General features: G+C 64.8%; 19 protein-coding genes. 2 read left to right on the top strand and 17 right to left on the bottom strand.

Annotation, left to right across the window (positions count from 1 at the left end):
• Positions 1–668 precede the first annotated feature (668 nt).
• Positions 669–1,106, bottom strand: coding sequence for a Fur family transcriptional regulator (locus B5F40_RS11770; protein ID WP_087194474.1), 438 nt, complete (start codon positions 1,104–1,106; stop codon positions 669–671).
• A 255-nt stretch (positions 1,107–1,361) separates the two neighbouring features.
• On the opposite strand from B5F40_RS11770, the gene B5F40_RS11765 reads away from it, so the two are divergent.
• Positions 1,362–1,880 carry a GNAT family N-acetyltransferase gene (locus B5F40_RS11765; protein WP_087194473.1) on the top strand — a complete coding sequence of 173 codons (519 nt, stop codon included), beginning with the start codon at positions 1,362–1,364 and terminating at the stop codon, positions 1,878–1,880.
• 384 nt (positions 1,881–2,264) lie between these two features.
• Here the strand turns inward: B5F40_RS11765 and B5F40_RS11760 are convergent, their stop codons facing one another.
• The 7 genes from B5F40_RS11760 to accB form a co-directional block, all read right to left on the bottom strand.
• Positions 2,265–3,317 (bottom strand): inorganic phosphate transporter, encoded by a 1,053-nt coding sequence (locus tag B5F40_RS11760; RefSeq protein ID WP_087194472.1) that lies wholly within the window; start codon positions 3,315–3,317, stop codon positions 2,265–2,267.
• A 252-nt stretch (positions 3,318–3,569) separates the two neighbouring features.
• Complete coding sequence (gene dxs / locus B5F40_RS11755) at positions 3,570–5,450, bottom strand: 1-deoxy-D-xylulose-5-phosphate synthase (RefSeq protein WP_087194471.1); 1,881 nt, start codon at positions 5,448–5,450, stop codon at positions 3,570–3,572.
• Positions 5,451–5,467: 17 nt separating this feature from the next.
• Positions 5,468–5,758 carry an exodeoxyribonuclease VII small subunit gene (gene xseB, locus B5F40_RS11750; RefSeq protein WP_087194470.1) on the bottom strand — a complete coding sequence of 97 codons (291 nt, stop codon included), beginning with the start codon at positions 5,756–5,758 and terminating at the stop codon, positions 5,468–5,470.
• Entirely contained in the window at positions 5,748–6,350 is a 603-nt protein-coding gene (gene nusB / locus B5F40_RS11745; RefSeq protein ID WP_239443034.1) for a transcription antitermination factor NusB, read from the bottom strand. Before nusB ends, xseB begins: the two co-directional genes overlap by 11 nt.
• 24 nt (positions 6,351–6,374) lie before the next feature.
• Positions 6,375–6,722 (bottom strand): Asp23/Gls24 family envelope stress response protein, encoded by a 348-nt coding sequence (locus B5F40_RS11740; protein ID WP_087194469.1) that lies wholly within the window; start codon positions 6,720–6,722, stop codon positions 6,375–6,377.
• Positions 6,719–8,071 (bottom strand): acetyl-CoA carboxylase biotin carboxylase subunit, encoded by a 1,353-nt coding sequence (gene accC, locus B5F40_RS11735; RefSeq protein WP_087194468.1) that lies wholly within the window; start codon positions 8,069–8,071, stop codon positions 6,719–6,721. Before accC ends, B5F40_RS11740 begins: the two co-directional genes overlap by 4 nt.
• Positions 8,064–9,962 carry an acetyl-CoA carboxylase biotin carboxyl carrier protein gene (accB, locus tag B5F40_RS11730; protein ID WP_087194467.1) on the bottom strand — a complete coding sequence of 633 codons (1,899 nt, stop codon included), beginning with the start codon at positions 9,960–9,962 and terminating at the stop codon, positions 8,064–8,066. The genes accC and accB overlap by 8 nt, the downstream gene beginning before the upstream one ends.
• 868 nt (positions 9,963–10,830) lie before the next feature.
• Here accB and B5F40_RS11725 point away from each other — a divergent pair.
• Positions 10,831–11,139 carry a helix-turn-helix domain-containing protein gene (locus B5F40_RS11725; RefSeq protein WP_162610968.1) on the top strand — a complete coding sequence of 103 codons (309 nt, stop codon included), beginning with the start codon at positions 10,831–10,833 and terminating at the stop codon, positions 11,137–11,139.
• Positions 11,140–11,451: 312 nt separating this feature from the next.
• Here B5F40_RS11725 and efp read toward each other — a convergent pair whose 3' ends face one another.
• The 9 genes from efp to mltG form a co-directional block, all read right to left on the bottom strand.
• Entirely contained in the window at positions 11,452–12,012 is a 561-nt protein-coding gene (efp, locus tag B5F40_RS11720) for an elongation factor P (RefSeq protein WP_087194465.1), read from the bottom strand.
• A 695-nt stretch (positions 12,013–12,707) separates the two neighbouring features.
• On the bottom strand, positions 12,708–14,000 hold the full coding sequence (locus tag B5F40_RS11710; RefSeq protein WP_087194463.1) for a M24 family metallopeptidase: 1,293 nt from the start codon (positions 13,998–14,000) through the stop codon (positions 12,708–12,710).
• Complete coding sequence (aroQ, locus tag B5F40_RS11705; protein ID WP_087194462.1) at positions 13,981–14,409, bottom strand: type II 3-dehydroquinate dehydratase; 429 nt, start codon at positions 14,407–14,409, stop codon at positions 13,981–13,983. Before aroQ ends, B5F40_RS11710 begins: the two co-directional genes overlap by 20 nt.
• Before the next feature lie 9 nt (positions 14,410–14,418).
• Positions 14,419–15,531, bottom strand: coding sequence for a 3-dehydroquinate synthase (gene aroB, locus B5F40_RS11700; RefSeq protein WP_087194461.1), 1,113 nt, complete (start codon positions 15,529–15,531; stop codon positions 14,419–14,421).
• Positions 15,513–16,175 carry a shikimate kinase gene (locus B5F40_RS11695; protein ID WP_239443033.1) on the bottom strand — a complete coding sequence of 221 codons (663 nt, stop codon included), beginning with the start codon at positions 16,173–16,175 and terminating at the stop codon, positions 15,513–15,515. The genes aroB and B5F40_RS11695 overlap by 19 nt, the downstream gene beginning before the upstream one ends.
• 63 nt (positions 16,176–16,238) lie before the next feature.
• Positions 16,239–17,411, bottom strand: coding sequence for a chorismate synthase (gene aroC, locus B5F40_RS11690; RefSeq protein WP_087194460.1), 1,173 nt, complete (start codon positions 17,409–17,411; stop codon positions 16,239–16,241).
• 123 nt (positions 17,412–17,534) lie between these two features.
• Positions 17,535–18,461, bottom strand: a complete 927-nt coding sequence (locus B5F40_RS11685) for a shikimate dehydrogenase family protein (protein WP_087194459.1) — start codon at positions 18,459–18,461, stop codon at positions 17,535–17,537.
• Positions 18,462–18,484: 23 nt separating this feature from the next.
• On the bottom strand, positions 18,485–19,057 hold the full coding sequence (locus tag B5F40_RS11680; RefSeq protein ID WP_087194458.1) for a YqeG family HAD IIIA-type phosphatase: 573 nt from the start codon (positions 19,055–19,057) through the stop codon (positions 18,485–18,487).
• A 15-nt stretch (positions 19,058–19,072) separates the two neighbouring features.
• A complete protein-coding gene (mltG, locus tag B5F40_RS11675) occupies positions 19,073–20,224 on the bottom strand; it encodes an endolytic transglycosylase MltG (RefSeq protein ID WP_087194457.1) in 1,152 nt (383 codons plus the stop codon).
• Between the last annotated feature and the right edge of the window lie 8 nt (positions 20,225–20,232).

Genomic DNA, 20,232 nt, shown 5'->3' with positions numbered 1-20,232 from the left:
CGCTCGCCGAAACCGCGAGGTTCGCCGGGAAGGACGCGCAAATGGGCACGCCCTTTCGGACAAGCGGAGTCCCCTTGCGCCGCCAAGCCGAAATCGGCGCGAACCAGCGTTCGCCGGATTCTGGATCGGACCCCCTCGAGAACGGGCGAGACGAGGGGCCGCACCGTTGGACAAAGAACCCTCCCAAGCACCGACGGGCTTTCGCGCGGTGGACCGGCACGACATCCGCCAACGGTGGCTCAATGGCGGAGAAGCCTTCCCTTCGGGCGCGAAAATCGCCAGATTGCCACCGTTGGCAGCCGCCAGAACCATCCAGCTTTTTTCGGCCAGGCCTTTCTTCGCAATCAGCACTTCAAGCAAAGGGGATTCCGCCCACGCTCCCCTTGCTCGGACGAATCACGGCAGCAATCTGTCGAATTCTGCGCAACTCGAGTGCATCCGAGCGCGTCACGATGCGGAAATAGAGCCCGGATCCGCCCCTTCGACCCCTGAGACCCTTTTCGCTCCGCCTCTTCCCCTTGCCCTTTCGGACGCTCGGCCACTCCGCGTCGCGCCCCTCCTCCGCCCCGTATCCTCCCGAGAACCGCGCCTTCCGCAAGCGCAGCAGACAAACCCCTTTGCAACCGCGAGGAGGGTCGGCAAAGCCGGAACCCGTAAAAGCTCGCTCCTCAGTGTCCCTCTGCGCACGCTCGGCCATCATGCCGGCATTGCGCGCACACTCCCTCGAAGATGATCGCATGGCGCTCGATGGAAAAACCATGCGCGTCGCTCACCTGCGACATGAGATCCACCTGAGAAACCTCGATGTCGAACACGCCCCCGCACATGCGGCAGACGGCATGGCAATGAGGGGCTGTGCGGAAATCATAGCGATCAGCGCCGTTTGGCACCTCAACGCGAAGCACCTCGCCCCGGCTTGCCAACACGCCAAGGTTGCGGTACACCGTGGCTCGCGATATGCTCGGATGATGCTCGCGCACCGACTCGTACACGTCGGCGGACGTGGGATGGTTGCGCAGCGAGCGCACGGACTCGAGAACGAGAGCTCGCTGTATGGTGTTGCGCGTTACCGCGCGGTCGTTCCCGTTCCCAATCGTGGTCGCCATGATGCCTCCTCGCCATACGAATCGTTAGCCGTAGTATAAATTAAATAGGATTATATATCATTAGTAAAGACAAGACGCACGGACGAAGAAGGGATGGCGCTTCTGCCGCGAACGTCCACAACCCCGATCACGCCGTTCGTGACAGGACGCGGCCGACCAGCGCGGCCCAACCGTCCATCGCCTAAGGCGCGAACGACGCGCAATCCGTGCGCTCGCGTTACAATACGGGAACATGCACAGACGAAAGGCGACATCATGACGATTGCATTCATCCCCGTTCGAACCCCCGACGACTGCGAGCGCCTCGCCGCGCTCGCCGACGAGATCTGGCACGAGTATTGGCCCGCTCTCATCGGCCCGGCCCAAACCGATTACATGGTCGAGCGCTTCCAGAGCATCGCCGCCATCGAGCGCGACATGGCCGAGCACGCCTACGAGTACTGGCTGCTGCGAGCCGAGGACGACGGACGCATCGTTGGCTACACGGGAGGGCGCGTCGAGCCCGAGACGAACCGTTTCTTCATCTCGAAGATCTACCTGCGGGCCGAGGAGCGCGGGCACGGCTTCGCCAGCCGGACGATCGGCTTCTACGAGAACCTGTGCCGCGAGCGCGGACTGCGCGCGATGTATCTGACGGTGTACAAGCATAACGATCTGGCCATTCGGGCCTACCTTGGCAAGGGATTCGAAACCATCGACGCCGCGGAGACCGACATCGGCAACGGGTTCATCATGGACGATTACATCATGGAGAAGCGCATCGAGAGCGCTTGACGCGAAAGGCGATCACCGAAAACCTGCAGGCGAGCACGTGGAAGGAAAGGAGGTCGGGACCTTCAGACCGGATCCTGCCGCAAGCCGCTGTCCATCCATCTCGACACGAAGCCCTCGGCCGTGCGCCCTGCGCAGCAACCGTCCTGATTTCGATAGCCAGCCCGTCCTCGCGCGAAACCGCGACGACGGGCTCGTATGCCAGGCTTCATGCGGCCGCACTGACCGACGAGCGGCATCGGCGCATCGCACCAACGCCGCCTGCCCCTCGCAGCCGACACCGCTCTCGACGCGATGCGAGGGCAAAGCCCTCCTCTCGCGTCGAAGCCGCCCCGCCCGTGCGCAACCTCCCCTTCCCGCGATACCGGACCCACCGATCCCGCGCCTCTAGAACCACATGAGGAACAGATGGGTGAACACAAAGGCCAGGAGGCCGCAACCGGGAAAAGTGAGCACCCAGGTGAGCACCATGCGGCCCGCTAGACCCCACTTCACACTGCGAATGCTCTTCTCGGCGCCAACGCCCATGATGGCGGTGGTCTTAGTGTGCGTGGTGGACACGGGCATGCCGGTGAACGTGGCCAGACCGATGCAGAAGCACGCCGACAGGCACGCGGCAAAGCCTTGGTACTGCTCCATCTTCACCATGTTCATGCCCACGGACTTGATGATCTTCTTGCCGCCGATGGCCGTGCCGAGCGCCATCACCCCCGACACGAGCAGGATCAGCCAGAACGGAAACGTCACGTCGCCATCCACCGTGCCCGACATGGCGATCATGATGCCGAGCATGCACAAAGAGAGGAACTTCTGTCCATCCTGCGCTCCGTGCAGCACCGCCACGCCCGCGCCCGAGAGAATCTGCGCCCACTTGAAGAACGCATTGGCGCGCGAGCGTTGCGCACGCCAGCAGAACACGCGTATGAGACGCGTGAAGAGCCATCCGGCACCAAAGCCCAAAAACGTGGAGACGACCAAACCGTAAAGCACCTTCATCCACTCAGCACCGTTCACGCCGGCAAATCCGCCCTGCAGCGCGATGGCCGCGCCCGTGATACCCGCGATGAGCGAATGGCTTTGCGAAGTGGGAATGCCGAAGTACCATGCCGCCACACCCCACACGATGATGGCCACCATGGCAGCAGCCAGCGCCACGAGCGCCGCATGGTTGTCGCCGCCGAAATCAACCATATTGAAGATGGTGAGCGCCACAGCCGATGACACCATCGTGATGCCCGCAAGGCCCACGAAGTTGCACACCGCCGCCATGGCGATGGCGGGGCCAGGGCGCATGGCCTTCGTGCCTACCACCGTCGCTATGGCGTTAGGAGCGTCGGTGGCGCCGTTGACGATGGTGGCGCCCAGCGTCAGCACCACGATGACCGCGAGCACGGGATCGCTGACGAAGGCCGTCGCGAACGCCGCAAGTTCGTACTCCACACCCATCCCCTTTCGGACTTTGAGAACACAACGCTCGGAGCCATAATAGAAACACTCCGTCAAATATACGTAAAATGAAGATCAAGTTTAAGTAAAATACGAGGTGAGAGGTCTAATGCGCACCTGATGCAACACCGAAGCCGGCATCAGGTGCAAACATCGACCCCGAAAGGGCGCGCCTAAGCCCCCGCCCGCACGCACGCGACGAGAAGCCGCAGGCGCCTGCGCTCGAAAGAGCATCCGCCGCCCTTCCTATGAGCACAGTCGCTCCTCGATGGAGTTCGCGATGCCTTCCGCATCGAGACCCAGGTCGCGCAGGAGGAGATCGACCCTGCCTTGCGGCACGTAGCGATCTCGGATGCCCAGATTGAGCGTTGGGGCGTGCAAGCCCTGACGGGCCATCTCGCCCAGCACTCCCTCGCCCGCTCCGCCGGCCACGACGCCGCCTTCCACGGTGACCACGAGCTTCGTTTGCGCGGCACGCGCGATCTCCTCGGCATCGAGCGGCTTCACCCACCGCATGTCCACGACACGCGCATCGAAACCGCGCTCCGCCAGAAGGTCAGCGGCCCCGAGCGCGCGCGACACCATGCGCCCGAACGCGAGAACGGCCACATCGCCGCCTTCGCGCACAACGCGGGCACGACCCTCTTCGAGCACCTCGGGCTCTTCGGGAACTGGCGCGCCCTCGCCCGCTCCGCGCGGGTAGCGGATGGCGAACGGCCCGCCCAAAGCAAGCGCCGTATGCAACGCATGGACGAGCTCGGCCTCGTCGGAGGGTGCGAGCACGCGCATGTGAGGAATCATGCGCATGTAGGCGAGGTCGAACATGCCATGATGCGTCGGCCCGTCCTCGCCGACGACGCCGGCACGGTCAATGGCGAACACCACATCGAGATCCGGCAGCGCGTTGTCGATGATGATCTGGTCGAAAGCCCGTTGCAGAAACGTCGAGTAGATGGCCACGACCGGCTTCTTGCCGCCAAGCGCGAGACCGCTGGCCAGCCCCACCGCATGCTCCTCGGCGATGCCCGCGTCAACGAAGCGGTCGGGGAACTCCTCGAAGAACCCGTCGAGCCCGGTGCCTCCGCGCATGGCCGCTGTGATGGCCACGATGCGCTCGTCGCGGCGCGCCTCGGCTGCGAGCGCTTTGCCGAACACGCTCGTGTATGTCGGAGCGGACGCAGGCTTCTTCTTCACCTCTCCTGTGCCAATGTGAAACGGCGCGATGCCGTGGAACTTCTCGGGATCAGCCACCGCGGGAGCGTAGCCGGCGCCCTTGCGCGTGACCACATGGATGAGCACCGGCCCGTCCGTGTCGAGCACGGCAGCGAGCGTCTCCTTGAGCAGGCCTATGTCGTGCCCGTCGATAGGCGCGGTGCACATTATGCCCAGCTGCTCGAAGATCATCGAGCGCGGTATGATGAATTGCTTGAGCGATTCTTTCACGTTGCGCCCGAAATTGGCGAGCGCGGTGCCGAAGGGGCCGCTCTTCTCCATCTTCTCCTGCACGAAATCGCGCGTCTCGCGATACTGGGTGGAGGCGCGCATGTAACCGAGGTGCTTCATAAGCGCCCCAACGTTGCGGGAGATGGACATCTCGTTGTCGTTGAGGATGACGACCATGGGAATCTGCGCCTGGCCCATGTGGTTGAGCGCCTCGAACGCCATACCACCGGACAGCGCCGCGTCGCCGATGACAGCAACGATCTTCTCGTCTCCTCCGGACAGCTCGCGCGCCTGCGCCAAACCGAGCGCCACAGACAGCGAGTCGGATGCATGCCCGGACGGATGCACGTCGTAGGGACTCTCGTCTGGTTTCGTAAAACCGGACAGCCCGCCGTAGGAGCGCAGCGTTTTGAACTCGTCCAAACGTCCGGTGACCAGCTTGTGCGCATACGCTTGATGCCCCACATCGAACACGAGCTTATCGTGGGGGCAGTTGAGCATGCTGTGCGCAGCGAGGATGATCTCCACCGCGCCGAGGGAGGAAGCCACATGGCCGCCCGTCTCGGACGTTACCGTGATGATATCTTCGCGGATCTCGCGAGCGAGTATCGACAGCTCCTCATTCGTGAGCACCTTGAGATCGGCAGGGGACGACACCATATCGAGAATGCGTTGATCGTTCATGCTCGTGCCTTTCAGAATCAGGCCGTCGTCGGCTCGTTGGAAGCCGGATCGCCGTCGCCCGCATCGTCAACCGATCCCTCGTCGGCAGCGACGCCGTCTAGCGCCTCCGCCTCCTCCTCGCGATCCGCCTCGTTTTGCGCTTCGATGCCTTCCTCAAGCAGATCGCTCGCCCGCAAACCAAGCGAGACGGCCTCTTCGTACAGAGCAAGCGCGTCGTCAAGCGGAAGATCATCGTCGTTCACAGCGTCAACGATCTCGTCAAGACGAGACTTCACCGCCTCGAAGCTGTCGTACTCCTCAAGCGCCATGGAAGCGCCCTCCCTCCAGCGAGCCGTCCGCCAAAGCGGGCGCCCCGAGAACGCCGCGCCCTTCCGACGGGCTTTCGCAACGGCCCTCCGAAACCTCTTCCCGACACGTTCCATCCTGGGCGTCCCGAGCGCACGCAACACCCTCGTCGCATGCGGAGGCAACCGAGGGAACGGCTTCCTCCAGGCGCTTTGCGATGCGGCCGAGCACGCCGTTCACGAACCGGGGCGATTCATCCTCGCCGCCGAAATCTTTCGCCAGCTCCACCGCCTCGTTGATGGCGACCGACGTGGGCACATCGTCCACGTACATCATCTCGTAGGCCGCCAAGCGCAAGATGGAGCGGTCGATGACGGGCATGCGCGCGAGCGACCAGTTCTCGGATGTGGCCGACAGATGACCGTCAATGGCGCAACGATGCGCCTCCACGCCGCGAACGAGCGTAAGCGCGTACTCCGGCAGCGGCCCATCCTCGGCGAGGCGCATCGGCCCCTCGGCGATGGCCGCAGCCGATTCGTCGGTTATCTCGCTCGTGTAGAGCACCTGGAGCGCCTCGCGACGGGCGCGCGTTCGTTCGTGTCGTTTCGCAGCCATGAATGTCTTTCTGTCCTCTGTGGTCTAGCGGGCGAACTGGATCCCATCGACGTACACGTCGACGGCACCGACCGACGCGCCCACCTGGCTTGCCACCGCATCGGCGACGGCCTCGCGCACGTTGGCGGCAAGATCGGGCAGCGGGTAGCCGTAGCACACCTCGATGCGCACCGACACGTGCAACTTCTCCTCTTCGTCGAGCGAGATGTCGATGCCCTGCGTGACGGGTTTGCTGGCGAACACCGAGCGCAATCCGCTCGCGGCGGAGGGTCCCACCGAAGCAACGCCCTCAACCTCGCCCACGGCGATTGATACGATCGTTTCGACGACGCCCGGCGCAAGCGCCATGCCGTCAACGTTCAAATCGGTCATAGCACATCTCCCATCTGGGTCTCGATGAAGTCCGTCGTCGCATCGCCGGCGCAGAACACAGCGTTGTCAAGCACACGGCGATGGAACGGGATGGTGGTCTCGATGCCCTCGATCACGAACTCGTCGAGCGCACGACGGCCGCGTGCGAGCGCTTCGTCGCGATCCTGCCCGTGCACGATGAGCTTAGCCACGAGCGAGTCATAGTAAGGCGAGATGCGCGAACCGGTGCGCACGTAGCTCTCCACGCGCACGCCCGGCCCCGCAGGAGGCTCGAAGCGCGTGACAGTGCCGGGACACGGACGGAAACCATGGGCCGGATCCTCCGCGTTGATGCGGAACTCGATCGCGTGGCCTGCAGGCGAAAACGGCGCGCGGGCAGCGCAGCTCATAGGCTCGCCAGCCGCGATGCGCAGTTGCTCCTTGATGATGTCGGTGCCGGTGATCTCCTCGGTGACGGGATGCTCCACCTGCACACGCGTGTTCATCTCCATGAAGTAGAAGCTACCGCGCTCGTCGAGCAAAAACTCGATGGTGCCTGCGTTGCGGTAGTCCACGGCGCGCACCGCCTTGATGGCCGCCACGCCCATCGCCCGGCGCAGCTCGTCGTCGAGCGCCGGCGAGGGCGCCTCCTCGATGAGTTTTTGATGTCGGCGCTGCACCGAGCAGTCGCGCTCGCACAGCGCGATGTGGTTACCGAAATCGTCGGCGAGAACCTGCACCTCCACATGACGTGGACGGAGCACGAGCTTCTCCAGGTACACGCCGTCGTTGCCGAACGCGGCGCCCGCCTCGGTGCGGGCCGCCTGGTACTGGGCCTCGAGGTCGGCCGGGTCGTGCACCTCGCGCATGCCCTTGCCGCCGCCTCCTGCCGTTGCCTTTATGAGCACGGGGTAGCCGACGCTATCGGCAAACGCCTTGGCCTCGGCGGCCGTGTCGATGCATCCGTCGGAGCCGGGCACCGTAGGCACGCCGCAGCCTTTCATCGTCTCGCGCGCGGCCGATTTGTCGCCCATACGCTCGATGCATTCCGCAGAGGGGCCGATGAACACGAGACCGTTGTCCGCGCACGCGCGCGCGAAGTCGGCGTTCTCGGCAAGGAAACCGTAACCGGGATGAATGGCCTCGGCGCCGGTGTTCTTCGCCGCCGCGATGATGTTGGCCATCACGAGGTAGCTCTTGTTCGCCTGAGCAGGGCCGATGCATACGGCCTCGTCGGCGTAGCGCACGGGATAGGTGTCCGCGTCTTCGGTGGAGTGCACCGCCACCGTCTTCACGCCCAGCTCCTTGCAGGCTCGCATGACGCGCAGCGCCACCTCGCCGCGGTTCGCGATGAGTATCTTGTTAAACATTAGCCTTCTCCGCAGCAGGATCGGCCGCGCCATGCGGCTCGATGTAGAACAGCACCGTGCCAAACTCCACCGGCGTGGCGTCCTCGAGGCACACCTCGCGCACCGTGCCCATTTCCTCGGCCGTGATCTCGTTCATAAGCTTCATGGCCTCCACGATGCAGAGCGTCTGCTTGGCGGCAACCTCATCTCCCACCTGGACAAACGGCGGCTCGCCGGGAGCGGGGGACGTGTAGAACGTGCCAACCATTGGCGCGGTGACCGCATACCAGTTCGAGGGGCGCTCCACGCCGTCGCTCGCCGCGTCCGCAGCTGCGCTGGCCGGCGCAGCGGGAGCCGGCGCCACGGCGGCCACAGGAGCGGCCGCCGCGACCGCCTCGGCGCCCGCAACGCCCGGCATGCGCACGGCGATGCGCGTGCCCTCCTCCTCGACTACGATCTCGCCGACGCCGCTCTCCTCGGCGACGCGAACCAGCTCGCGAATCTGATTGATGTCCACGTAATCGTCCTCCTTGGTATGGCTCGACTCCTGCTCCATGAGGAAGTCGACCTTCTCCGATGTACGGTGCTTGCTCAAATACGTACGCGCCTCGTTCGGGAACAGGGCGTACATGAGCACGTCCTCCTCGCTCTTCGCGAGGTCGCCGATCTCCTCCTCAACCTGCGCATACGTGGTAGTGACCAGAGACCCGGGCGCCACGTCGGGCGGCAACATCTCCGAATTGCCCACCACCTTCGCCACGATGTCCTTGTCCATGCGGCCCGGAGCCTTGCCGTAGTAGCCGCAGATATAGTCCTTCATCTCCTTGGACACCACGCCCCAGCGCTTGCCGGTGAGCACGTTGAACACGGCTTGCGTGCCCACGATCTGCGACATCGGCGTGACGAGCGGCGGGTAGCCCACTTCGGCGCGAACCTTGGGGATCTCCCTCATCACCTCGGGCAGGCGGTCGCTCGCGTTTTGCACCTCGAGCTGCGAGAGCAGATTCGACATCATGCCGCCTGGCACCTGATGGGAGTACACCTGCATATGGATGAGCGAGGACACGCCGCGCTTGTAGTGCCCGCGCTTGCGCACTTCCTCCCAATACTCGGCGATCTCGAACAGGAGATCGAGATCGAGGCCCGTGTCGTAACGGCTCTCCTGCAGGGCGGCCACGATCATCTCCACCGCCGGATGCGAGTTGCCGAAGGCCAGAGGCGCATGGGCCGTGTCGGCGATGGCCGCGCCGGCCTCGGCGGCCTTGAGGATGTTGGCAGGCGCCATGCCGCCGACGTAATGGCAGTGAATGTGCAGCGGCAAACCGATCTCGGCGTTGAAGGCTTTCACCATGCGCTCGGTGCGGTAGGGCGTGAGCATGCCGGCCATGTCTTTGATGCAGATGGAGTCCGCACCGAGATCCTTGAGCTTCTGACCGTAGTCAAGATAGCTGTCCAGCGTGTGCACCGGCGACATCGTATAGGAGATGGCGCCCTCGAAATGCCCGCCGCACTCGTTGATGGCCTCGGCGTTGTCCACGACGTTGCGAATGTCGTTGAGGGCATCGAACACACGGAACACATGGATGCCGTTCCGCTTGGCAGCCTTGATGAAACGATGGCATATCTCGCGAGAGTAATGCTTGTAGCCCACCAGGTTCTGTCCGCGCGAGAGCATGGCGAGCGGCGTGTTCGGCGTCTGGGCCTTGATAGATCGAAGCCGCTCCCACGGATTCTCGTCGAGGAAACGCATGCACGTATCGAACGTCGCGCCACCCCACGCCTCGATAGCCCAGTATCCAACGCGGTCCATCTTCGGCAGAATCGGCAGCATGTCGCCGATCGGCATGCGCGTGGCCCAGAGGCTTTGCTGGCCGTCACGGATGGTGGTATCCATGATCTGAAGCCTTGGCATGAACTCACACCCCCTTCGGTTTGCAGTTAGTCAAAGATCGAAGCACAAATTATAGAGTAAGGGGAGGCCCTCCGGATGCCCTTCGAGAAAAATCACCGGTAAGGAACAGAATACGGGAGACGGGAGGCGCGAGCACGCCCGAGCAGAAGGCGCAAGGACCAAGGAAGCGCGAAAGGGGCTCGCCCTGCTTTTTTCGAACCTCGCGCACAGCACCGCACTCCGGCAAACGATCCCGTTCGCCCCTGCCCCTCTTTCGCACCCGCGCAGGAAGAAGGGAGCGATCTCGCCGCGAACGTCCGGAAAGGCAGGAGAGCCAACCGACAAACGCCGGTGCGCGATTTGGTCGGCGAAAACGCCTTTTGGAGCTCTCAGTCAGCAGAAAGCTTCGACACCGTGCCGGACGGCTCGCGGACACGAGCGCCGCTCGACAGCCGCGAAAGGAACATGGCCCTGTCGCGCAGTCGGGGGGCGAGAATGGGAAGGGACGCGTTCCGCTCTCGGCAGAGCAGCTGGATCGCACGCCGAGATTCACTCCAACCGCACGCCTCGGAAGGGCGGGTCCTCGGACTCGTCGGCAGCCCGAAACCGCCCGCCCAAAAGCGCAGGGCGGTGAAAGCCTCGACGGCGATCCCGCGCCCCTCTCCATCCAAAACGAGCGCCCGAACCGCCAAACCGCCGACCAGAACGCAGGGTAATGGAAGCGGAGGAGCTCCGAGAAAGCCCGCTCGCCGCAATTCGCATCGGAAACCGACGGAAGGGGTTGCCTCGAAGAGCGCAAAGCCGCCACAAGACGATCCGCACAATGAAATCCTTCCATTTGTAATCAATGGATTACAAAGAGGTGTATCAACGCGGTTACGCTTACCACATGGGACAGACAAAGAAAAAACGCAAGACGATCAAAGACCCACTCGGCCGGGGCCTCGTGGACGAGTTCGCCCAAAACCTGCGCGCGGCGCGCAAGAGCCAGCACCTCACTCAGGACCGGTTGGGCTACATGTTGAACACCCGGTATTCGAGGATCAGCGATTTCGAGCGCTCGAAGGCCGACCCGCGGCTATCCCACATCGCCGAACTCGCACGAGCGCTCGACATCAGTCCTGGAGAGCTTGTCGATTTGTGCGCATTCCACCCAAGGGACTATCCCCTCCCGCCCGACGGCCATGCGCGACCCTGAGCGCGACGGAAAGACGGGGATGCCGTCGCACGACCACATGTGATCGGCGAAGGCACGGTTGCCGAAGCGCTTTGGTCGCGACGACGCCCCCCCCACCCGCCACGCCGCCCCATTCAGGCACGGGCGTACGGGGGGATGGTCGGCACACCTCCCCAACGGCCGGCCATCCCCTCCTTTTTCACGAGCATGGCGCGAGCCGCTCTCACGAGCTTCGAGCCCGGCCCCGCTTCCACGAAGCGCCGCCTTCGCCTCAAACGACGAGCGGCGCCCCGGTCGGGACGCCGCTCGCTCCTCAGCGATTCTTAAAGCGCATCACACGCGCTTGATGAAGCGACCGTCGCGCGTGTCGATCTGCAAGACGTCGCCGATCTCGACGAACGTGGGAACCTGCAGCTCGACGCCCGTCTCAAGGGTTGCGGGCTTGGTGGTGTTGGTGGCCGTGTCGCCCTTGAAGCCCGGCTCGGTGTGAGCAACCTCGAGTTCCACGAACATCTGCGGCTCGATGCTGATGAGCTCTTCGCCGGCATACAGAAGCGTGGCCTCGTCGTTCTCCTTGAGCCACTTCGCAGCATCGCCCACCATCTCGGCCGAGATGGCCAGCTGCTCGAAAGTGTCGTTGTCCATGAAGTTGAAATCCGCACCGTCGTTGTAGAGGTACTGCATCTTCTTCGTCTCAAGGCGCACGGTGTCGAACTTCGTGCCGGAGTTGAAGGTGTAGTCCACCACGCGGCCCGTCTTGATGTCCTTGAGCTTCGTGCGGACGAACGCGCCGCCCTTGCCGGGCTTGACGTGCTGGAATTCGACGATCGTGCAGAGCTTGCCGTTGTACTCGATGCACATACCGTTCTTGAAGTCGGCGGTAGAGATGGCCATGCTAGGTAATCCTTTCGTTCACGAGCCCATCCGCTGCGCGGCGCAGAACCCGATCGGCGTTCAAACTGTTTCATTATACCCTTGAAAGCGCTTTCGACCAGTTCAGCGCAAGCCTTACCAGAAAAAAACCAGGGTAGAGGCTGACGAGAACGCGACAAGGCGGGCGGACGCCCCCGCTCAAGCCATCCGCCACTCCCCCGTTTCTCGCCGGGTCGACCCCGCGCGTCCGACCCGGCGTCTCGCGTCGGCCCCGCCCCCCCCGTTTCGCAGGGCCCTCGCATCGTTGCGAGGACCCTGCACTGCCTCCGCGAATCGTACCGAACGGCGTTGAAGCCGACGAGGAGAAACGGTTGCGAACGAGAACAGCGGGCTGGCGTGACGACGCGGAGGCGTATAGTCAGAACTCGCCCGCGCACGGCCTCCCCGCCGCCGAGGCCCGAGAAAGAACCGGAAGAAAACGGCTCGCGTCGGCAGCGGCCCGACGCCCCCGTCGCACGCCCGAACGGCGGCGGCCCCGGCCCGCCGCCTCGCCCGCCCACCGCGCGCTCGTCGAGCGAACGCGCGAATCCTCGCCGGCCGCGAAGCGCGCGTCGCCTTCGTCGCCCCGCGATCCGATCACGCCGCGCTTCCCGCATGGGCCGTCGCCAACGCGGGTGCAAGCAAGCTCGCCGCCACTCGCTCGTCCAGAGGCGCCCTTACAGCACCACCATGTCGTGCGTGGAGCGGGTGAAAACCTCGAAGCCGCCCTCGACGACGACGCCGAAGTCCTCCAGGCGCATGCCGAATTCGCCGGGAAGGTACACGCCAGGCTCGACCGTCACCACGTTGCCGACCGCAAGCGGCTCGTCGTTGCGCGGCGAGAGGTTGGGCTCCTCGTGAATGTCGATGCCGACGCCATGGCCGAGACTGTGGCCCATCGCGCCGCCGAAGCCGTGCTCGGCCAGCACGGCTTCGGCCAATTCGTGAGCCTCCTTGCCGGTGACGCCGGGCCTCAGCTGGGCCTCCACTCGCTCGTTCGCGGCGCGGATCGCCTCGTAGGCCGCGCGCATCCGCTCGCTGGGCTCGCCGAGGAATACCGTGCGGGTCATGTCCGAGCAGTAGCCGTGCGCCCGCGCACCGAAATCCAGCACGACGCACTGGCCCGCCTCGAGCTTCGTGTCGCCGGGCACGGCATGGGGGCTGGCCGCATTCGCGCCGGAAGCCACGATGGAGGGAAACGCAAGACCGTCGGCACCGCGACGACGCATGAAGTCTTCGAGCTCGATTTGCACCTCCCGCTCGGAGAGGCCGGGACGCATGAAAGCGACGATATGGGAGAACGCCGCATCCGTGATAGCTTGGGCCGCGCGCAAACGCGCGATCTCGGACGGCTCCTTGACGGCGCGCAGCCGGCGAACGAAACCGGATGTCTCGCGCAGCTCGCAACGAGCGCCGTCGTCCGCGAACGCAGCCTCGAGGCGACGGTACTCGGCAAGCGCGATGGAATCTTCGATGCCGAGCGCCCAGCGCTGCAGCGTCTCCTTGGCAGAAGGAGCGCAGGCTCCAAAAAGCGCTGTCGCAGCGAACGCGGCGTGTGCGCATCGGGAGCTGTCCACCACCACGACGCTCTCGCGCGCTGCGGCGGCTCGGGCCGCTTCGGCGTAACGCGAGTCGGTGTGAAGCGCAGCACCGTCCGACGTGACGAGCAGCGCATGCGCATCCTCTTCGTCGAAAACCCCGTCGAATGCGGTGAGCCAGGCGATGTTCGACGTGTCACGTACGAGAAAGGCGTCGATGCCGTCATCCGCGCATGCAACGCGCAAGCGACCAAGACGGGAAGCGGCGATCGAAGAGACGTCTCCTCGAACCGACTGCAAGAACTCCGAATGATCGGAACCGTCAACCGACGCATGGGGAACTGCGCTGCCGGGCCGCACCGGGTGGAGGATCGAAGGATCTTTCGGATCGCCGGGAAGCGAGGGAACAGGGCTAGAGTGCGAGCAAGACATCGACGGCCTCCTTGTAGCCCTCCTTGCCCTTGCCCTTAATCTGGGCGACGCACACCGGGGCGATGACGGACACGCGACGGAACTCCTCACGTGCATCGATGTCGGACAGATGGACCTCCACCGTAGGCACGTCGATGGACGCTACGGCGTCGCGCAGCGCGTAAGAGTAGTGCGTGTGCGCGCCCGGGTTGTACACGATGCCGTCGTAGACGCCGCGCGCCGCGTGCAGCCGGTCGATGAGCGCGCCTTCGTGGTTCGACTGGAAGCAGTCCACCTCCGCGCCGCGCTCGGCGGCGTATGCGCGCACCTCGCGCTCGATGTCGGCAAGCGTCACCGTGCCGTACACATCGGGCTCGCGCACGCCGAGCAGGTTGAGGTTGGGTCCGTTCATCAGCAGTATCTTCATCATGGCCGCACCCTACCCCTTCGAGCGCGCCCACGCGCCCATATGCGCGAGCAGCGTGTCGTCGTCCACGTCTACAACCTGCCAATCGCCCACGTCGCGCGGCAGCACGAAGCGCACCTGCCCGCGACGGACCTTCTTGTCGCGCTTCATGGCGGCAAGCATCGCCTCCGGCTCGGCCGACCAGGAAAGCGCTGGAAGCCCGAGCGCGTCGAGCAGCGCATCCTGCGCCTCCACCAGATCGAGCGGCGTGTCCACGAGCGCCGCGCCCAGCCGCGCGGCGAACCGCATGCCCTCGGCCACGGCTGCGCCGTGCGAGAACGTGCCGTAACCCGCGAGCGCCTCCACCGCATGGCCGAGCGTATGGCCGTAGTTCAGACACTCGCGCACACCTTTGCTCTCGGTCTTGTCGGCAGCCACCACGTCGGCCTTGAACACCACCGATCGCGCGATGGCCTCGGACACCACGGCCTCGTCGCGCGCGGCGAGAGCATCCGCCGCGTCGACCAGCCAAAAGAAGAACTCGTCTGAGTCGATGACGGACGCCTTCGCGATCTCGGCGCATCCACACGCCCACTCGCGCCCGTCGAGCGTGGAGAGCGTCGCGGTGTCGGCGCACACGTAAGCCGGCTGCTTGAACGCCCCCACGAGGTTCTTGCCAGCCGCGAGGTTCACGCCGGTCTTGCCGCCCACCGACGAGTCCACCATGGACAGAAGCGTCGTGGGCACCTGCACCACCGGCACGCCGCGCATGTAGGCGGACGCGACGAACCCGGCCAGGTCGCCCACCACGCCGCCACCGAGCGCCACCACGACGCAGTCGCGTCCGAGGGAAAGCTGCGCCATCGCGTCCCACACCTCGGCGGCCACCGTCACCGACTTCGCATCCTCGCCCGCGCACACGACGATATCGCTTGCGCGGAAGCCCCCTTCGGCGAGCGACGCCTTCGCAGCGTCCCGGTAAAGCGGCGCGACATTCGCATCCGTCACGACGAGCGCGCGCTCAGTCAGCTCGAACGTCGGCATGCGGCGCAGATGCGCCCCGAGACGCGCGAGCACGCCGGCGCCGATGCGCACGTCGTAGGCATCTTCGCCGGGAATGTTGACGACTACCCTCGTTGCAGGCACAGAACGCCCTCCTTCTCGAGAATGCGCCGAACTTCGCGAGCTACCTGGGCGACCGACTTACCTGCTGTATCCACCGAAGCGTCGGCCACTTCCTCGTACAGGGGCAGGCGTCCGTCGATGGTCTTGCGCGCCGTCTCCAAATCGCGGAACAACGGACGCGACGAGACGTCTTTGACGCGCGCGTACGCCTGTTCAGCCGTCACCTTCAGATACACCGCGAAGCCCGATCGTTTGAGGATCTCGCGGTTCTCCGGCTTGAGCACCACGCCACCGCCGCACGAGATGAGCAAAGGGTCTCGTTGCGAGAAATCTCGCAGAACCTCTGTCTCCATAGCGCGAAAGCCCTCTTCGCCAGCCTCCGAGAATATCTGGTTGATGGTCTTGCCCTCTCGCCGCTCCACATACGCATCGAGATCGACCGACGCAACACCGCAAGCACGCGCCAGCTTGCGCGCAGTGGAAGTCTTGCCCGCCACCATAAAGCCGACGAAGAACACGGGGGTCGCAAGCTCGTACCGCGGGCGCTCAGAGCGCTCGAGCACAGGCGCGCTGATAACCGAGGCGGGCTCCTCGGGAGCCACCACCGACAGCGTCGGCTCCGAAAGAACCGCCTCTTCGCTTGTAGGCTCGCTCGCTTCGCTCACGTTCGCTCCTCTCCTCGCCGCTTTTGGCGCAGTTTCGCTGCGCCGATCCGCCTTGCCATCGTCTTAGCGCGCCATCGTCTTGAGCCGCTGGCGATACGCGCGCAGCGCGGCTTTGATATCGGCCATAGCGTCGCGCCCAAACTTCTCCAGGTACGCTTCGGCCAGCTGGAACGCCACCTCGCTCTCGGCCACGACGGCACAAGCGGGCACAGCGCAAGTGTCGCTGCGCTCTTTGGAGGCATCCTCCGTCTCGAGCGTGTCGAGGTTCACCGTCGGAAGCGGCGTCATGAGCGTGGGGATGGGCTTCATGGCCACCGTCGCAACGAGGGGCATGCCCGTGGTCATACCGCCCTCGAGGCCCCCTGCGTTGTTGGACGCGCGCACGAATCCGGCTTTAGGATCGAGCTCGATGGGGTCGTGCACCTGGGAACCGGGACGGCGGGCCGCCGCGAAGCCCAAGCCGAACTCGACGCCCTTGACGGCGGGAATGGAAAACAACGCGCCGCCGATGCGCGAGGTGAGGCGGTCGCCCGCCGTGGCGTAGCCCCCCACGCCCGGCACGAGGCCCGTTGCCACGACGCGAAACGTCCCCCCCAGGCTCTCTCCCGCCTCCTTAGCACGGTCGATAGCCGCCTTCATGGCCTTGGTGGCCTTCTCGTCAGGACAGCGCACCTCGCTCGTTTCGATGGAGAGCGGCTTGTAGTCGGGAGCACGCATGAGAGGATCGCTCTCCTCGAAGCTCGCTTCGCCGATGGAGGTCACGTAGGAGAACACCTCCACGCCGAGGTCGGCAAGGAATTCGCGCGCGACGCCGGCAGCCGCCACGCGCGCCGCCGTCTCGCGTGCGCTCGCGCGCTCGAGGATCGTGCGGCAATCGTCGGTGTCGGTTTTGAGCGCGCCCACAAGGTCGGCATGTCCGGGACGAGGGGTGACCTCGCGCTTGAGGTCTGCTGGGGGCTCACCGAACGGAGCCATACGCTCCGCCCAGTTCTCCCAATCGCGGTTGCGCACCACGAGCGCCACCGGCGCGCCGGTTGTGCGCCCGAAGCGCACGCCGGACACAACTTGCACCTCGTCACGCTCGATCTTTTGCCGACCTCCCCGCCCGTAGCCGGACTGCCTCCGTGCAAGATCAGCGTTGATCTGGGATTCCGATATTTTGAGACCCGCCGGCACGCCCTCCACGATAGCCGTGAGGCAGGGACCATGGCTTTCGCCCGCTGTGAGGTATCGCATAGCTTTATCGCTTTCCGCGCTTCCGAATGACGTTCGCCTTGTATTGTACCCCAAACCGCGGGAAGACCCTTGTCGTAGGTTGCGCGAAATCGGCTTGCGCCCGTCGGCTTCCGGGAGTCACCCTCACGCTACGTCAAACCCTGCCGCCCCGGCCATGAGGGAGAACAGCTCGTCTTGCGTGACTGAAAGCTCCGCCTCGGCCAGATCGCACACGATGCCCACCGTGGCGACCGCCTGTCCCACAAGCATGCCCGCTCCATCGAAGGCCGTGCAGCCCGCCTCACGCGCACCGCGCATAAGAGCCGTCTCGCCGTGACCGTACACCGCGTCGAGCACCGTTTGGCCAGGATGCAAAAGACCCGTGTCGAACGGTGCGAGATCGCCCTCATGCATGCCGAGCGGAGTCGCATTCACCACAAGGTCGGCCGATCCAAGCGCCTTCGACGAGGTCGCATAACTGCCGAACTTGAACGCCGGCCTTTCGTATGCAGCGCGGAAGCTGCGATGATGGGGCAGCGCGGCCGGCAGATCGATGGTGGCGTTCGCAAGAAGACCGAAGCGTTCAACATAGCCTTCGAGCACCCCACGCGTCCGCTCCTTGTCGCGACCGACGAGCAGACACACGTCCGCACCCGCCACCGCGCTCGCATGCAGGATGGACAGCGCCGTGGGGCCCGTGCCGCACACGGCCACACGTTTGCCTGCAAAGCCGAACCCTACGCGCTCAAGGTACGCCACGCAGCCTTGACCATCAGTGTTGTAGCCGATGAGCGCCCCTTTCTTGCGCACGAGAAGATTCGCCCCCCGGGAGAGCTTCGCCGTGGCGGCCGTATGCGTTGCCGCCTCGAACGCAAGAGGCTTGTAGGGCGTGGTGACGTTCGCCGAAAGGAAGTCCTCTGCGGCCAGAAACGAGCGCGCCTCCTCCTCGGTGCCGAGGTCGGCCAAACCGTAGCGCCATGGAAGGCCAAGGCGCTCGTACGCAGCGTTGTACATCGCCGGAGACTTCGAGTGTGCGACGGGATGCCCCAGCAGGAAAAGACGTTCGCCCATGTTGATACCTCCGTTCTCGCGATTCAACGTGCTTCGGCGTCATCGCAATCCGCCAGAACGCCCGCGGTCTCCATCGGCTGCGCCGCCGACGGGGCCCCTGCGCCTTCCGGCTGGCGGCCCGCCATGACAACGCGCTCGAAGTTGCGCAGCAGCAGCGTATGGGGCAGATCCTGCTCTACAAGCGGCGCGAGAAGGTACGCCTTCATGCCGAGGAAGTGCGCACCCAAGACGTCGGTGACCAGCTGATCACCCACCACCACCGTTTCCGAGCGTTTCGCATCGATCTTGCCAAGCGCCATCAGAAACGCCGGCGGCAGGGGCTTTACCGCCTTCGCCACGATGGGCAGCGACAGCCGGTTGGCCAACCGATAGACGCTCTCGTGCCAATTGTTCGACACGAGGCAAAACGCGATGCCCGCATCCCGCGCCCGGGCGAGCCACACGCCCACGTCCCGCGGCACCTCGTGCGTGTCGCGCGTGAGGATGGTGTTGTCCACGTCCAGAAGGACGTTGCGAAAGCCCCGCTCGATCAGATCGCGGTCGATGTCGATGCGCGACAGGCGCGCGAAGTAACGATCGGGCTCGAGAAACGCCATAATGGAAACCGCCGCCTACGAGAACGTGCTCTGATGCTCTTCGTGCGTCTCGCTGAAGTAGTAGTTCTCCCCTTCAAAGTAGAAGAAGTAGTAGCGCCCGAGGGCGTCGGCGTCGGGAGCGCACACGGCCTCGAGAGAGCCGAGGCTCGGCGAGCAGATGGGCGTGGGCGGCAATCCCGGATTGCTGTAGGTGCTGTACGGCGTGTCGGCGTGAACCTCGTCGGCCGAGGGGTCGTGCCCCACTTCGTAGGCCGTCGTCGCGTCGCTTTGCAGGTAGCCGTAGCTCGGATAGTCATCGGTTGCCAAACGGTTGTAGAACACGGCCGCAACCTGCGCGCGGATCAGCTCGTCCCCGCTCGCCTCCTTCTCCACGATGGAGGCGAGGTTCACGGCGTCGTAGATGCTGAGCCCCTGGCCTTCGGCATACGACCAATCGAGGGATGCCGTCTCGGCCTGGAATTGGTCGAGCATCGCGCGGATCACGGAATCGGCCGTGGCGTCGTCGGCGATGTCGTAGGTTTTGGGGAACAAAAAGCCCTCGAGGCTGTTCGACCCCGCGCTTTCGAGGAAGGCGTAGTCGCCCGCGTAGGCGCTCGCGTCGGAAGCGGCTGCGGTGAAATCCTCGGCCGAGATGCGGCCCTCGGTGTGGTCTGCCACCGCTTGGGCGATGTCGGCGAGCTTGTAGCCTTCGGGGATGGTGAGCGCGTTCGTCTCCGGACCGGCCTGGAGCGCGCGGATGATGCCGTCGAGGCCCGTGCCGCCCGCAAACGTGTAGGTGCCGGGCTTGAGCTGGCTGTCCACACCCAGGTCGTTCACGCGGCGCGTGAATTCCGACGCGCTGGCCACGAGGCGCTTCTCGACGAGCTGCTGGCCGATGGCCTGCGCGCCCGCCTCTTCGGCCACCTCGACCGTGGCCTCCTCGCCCTCGCCAAGCAGCTCGACCGCCGGACCGGAGCAGCTGTTGAACAGCGTGACCCCGCCCCACGCAAGGCCGCCGAGCACCACGACGAGAAGCACGATGGACACGATGATGGGAGCTTTGCTCTGCTTCGGACGGATGTAGCTCGTGTCGTACGTGCGGAACTGGCGCTCGCCGCGCGCATGAGCGGAGCGCGCCGCATGGTTCGGCCGCTGCGAATACGTGACCTGCTTTCTCCGTGAGGGCATAGGCTTCC

This window comes from Gordonibacter sp. An230, assembly GCF_002159915.1.
Taxonomy (GTDB): domain Bacteria; phylum Actinomycetota; class Coriobacteriia; order Coriobacteriales; family Eggerthellaceae; genus Rubneribacter.
The sequence above is the reverse complement of the archived record's forward strand: the minus strand, read 5'-3'. Positions and strand labels throughout refer to the sequence as shown.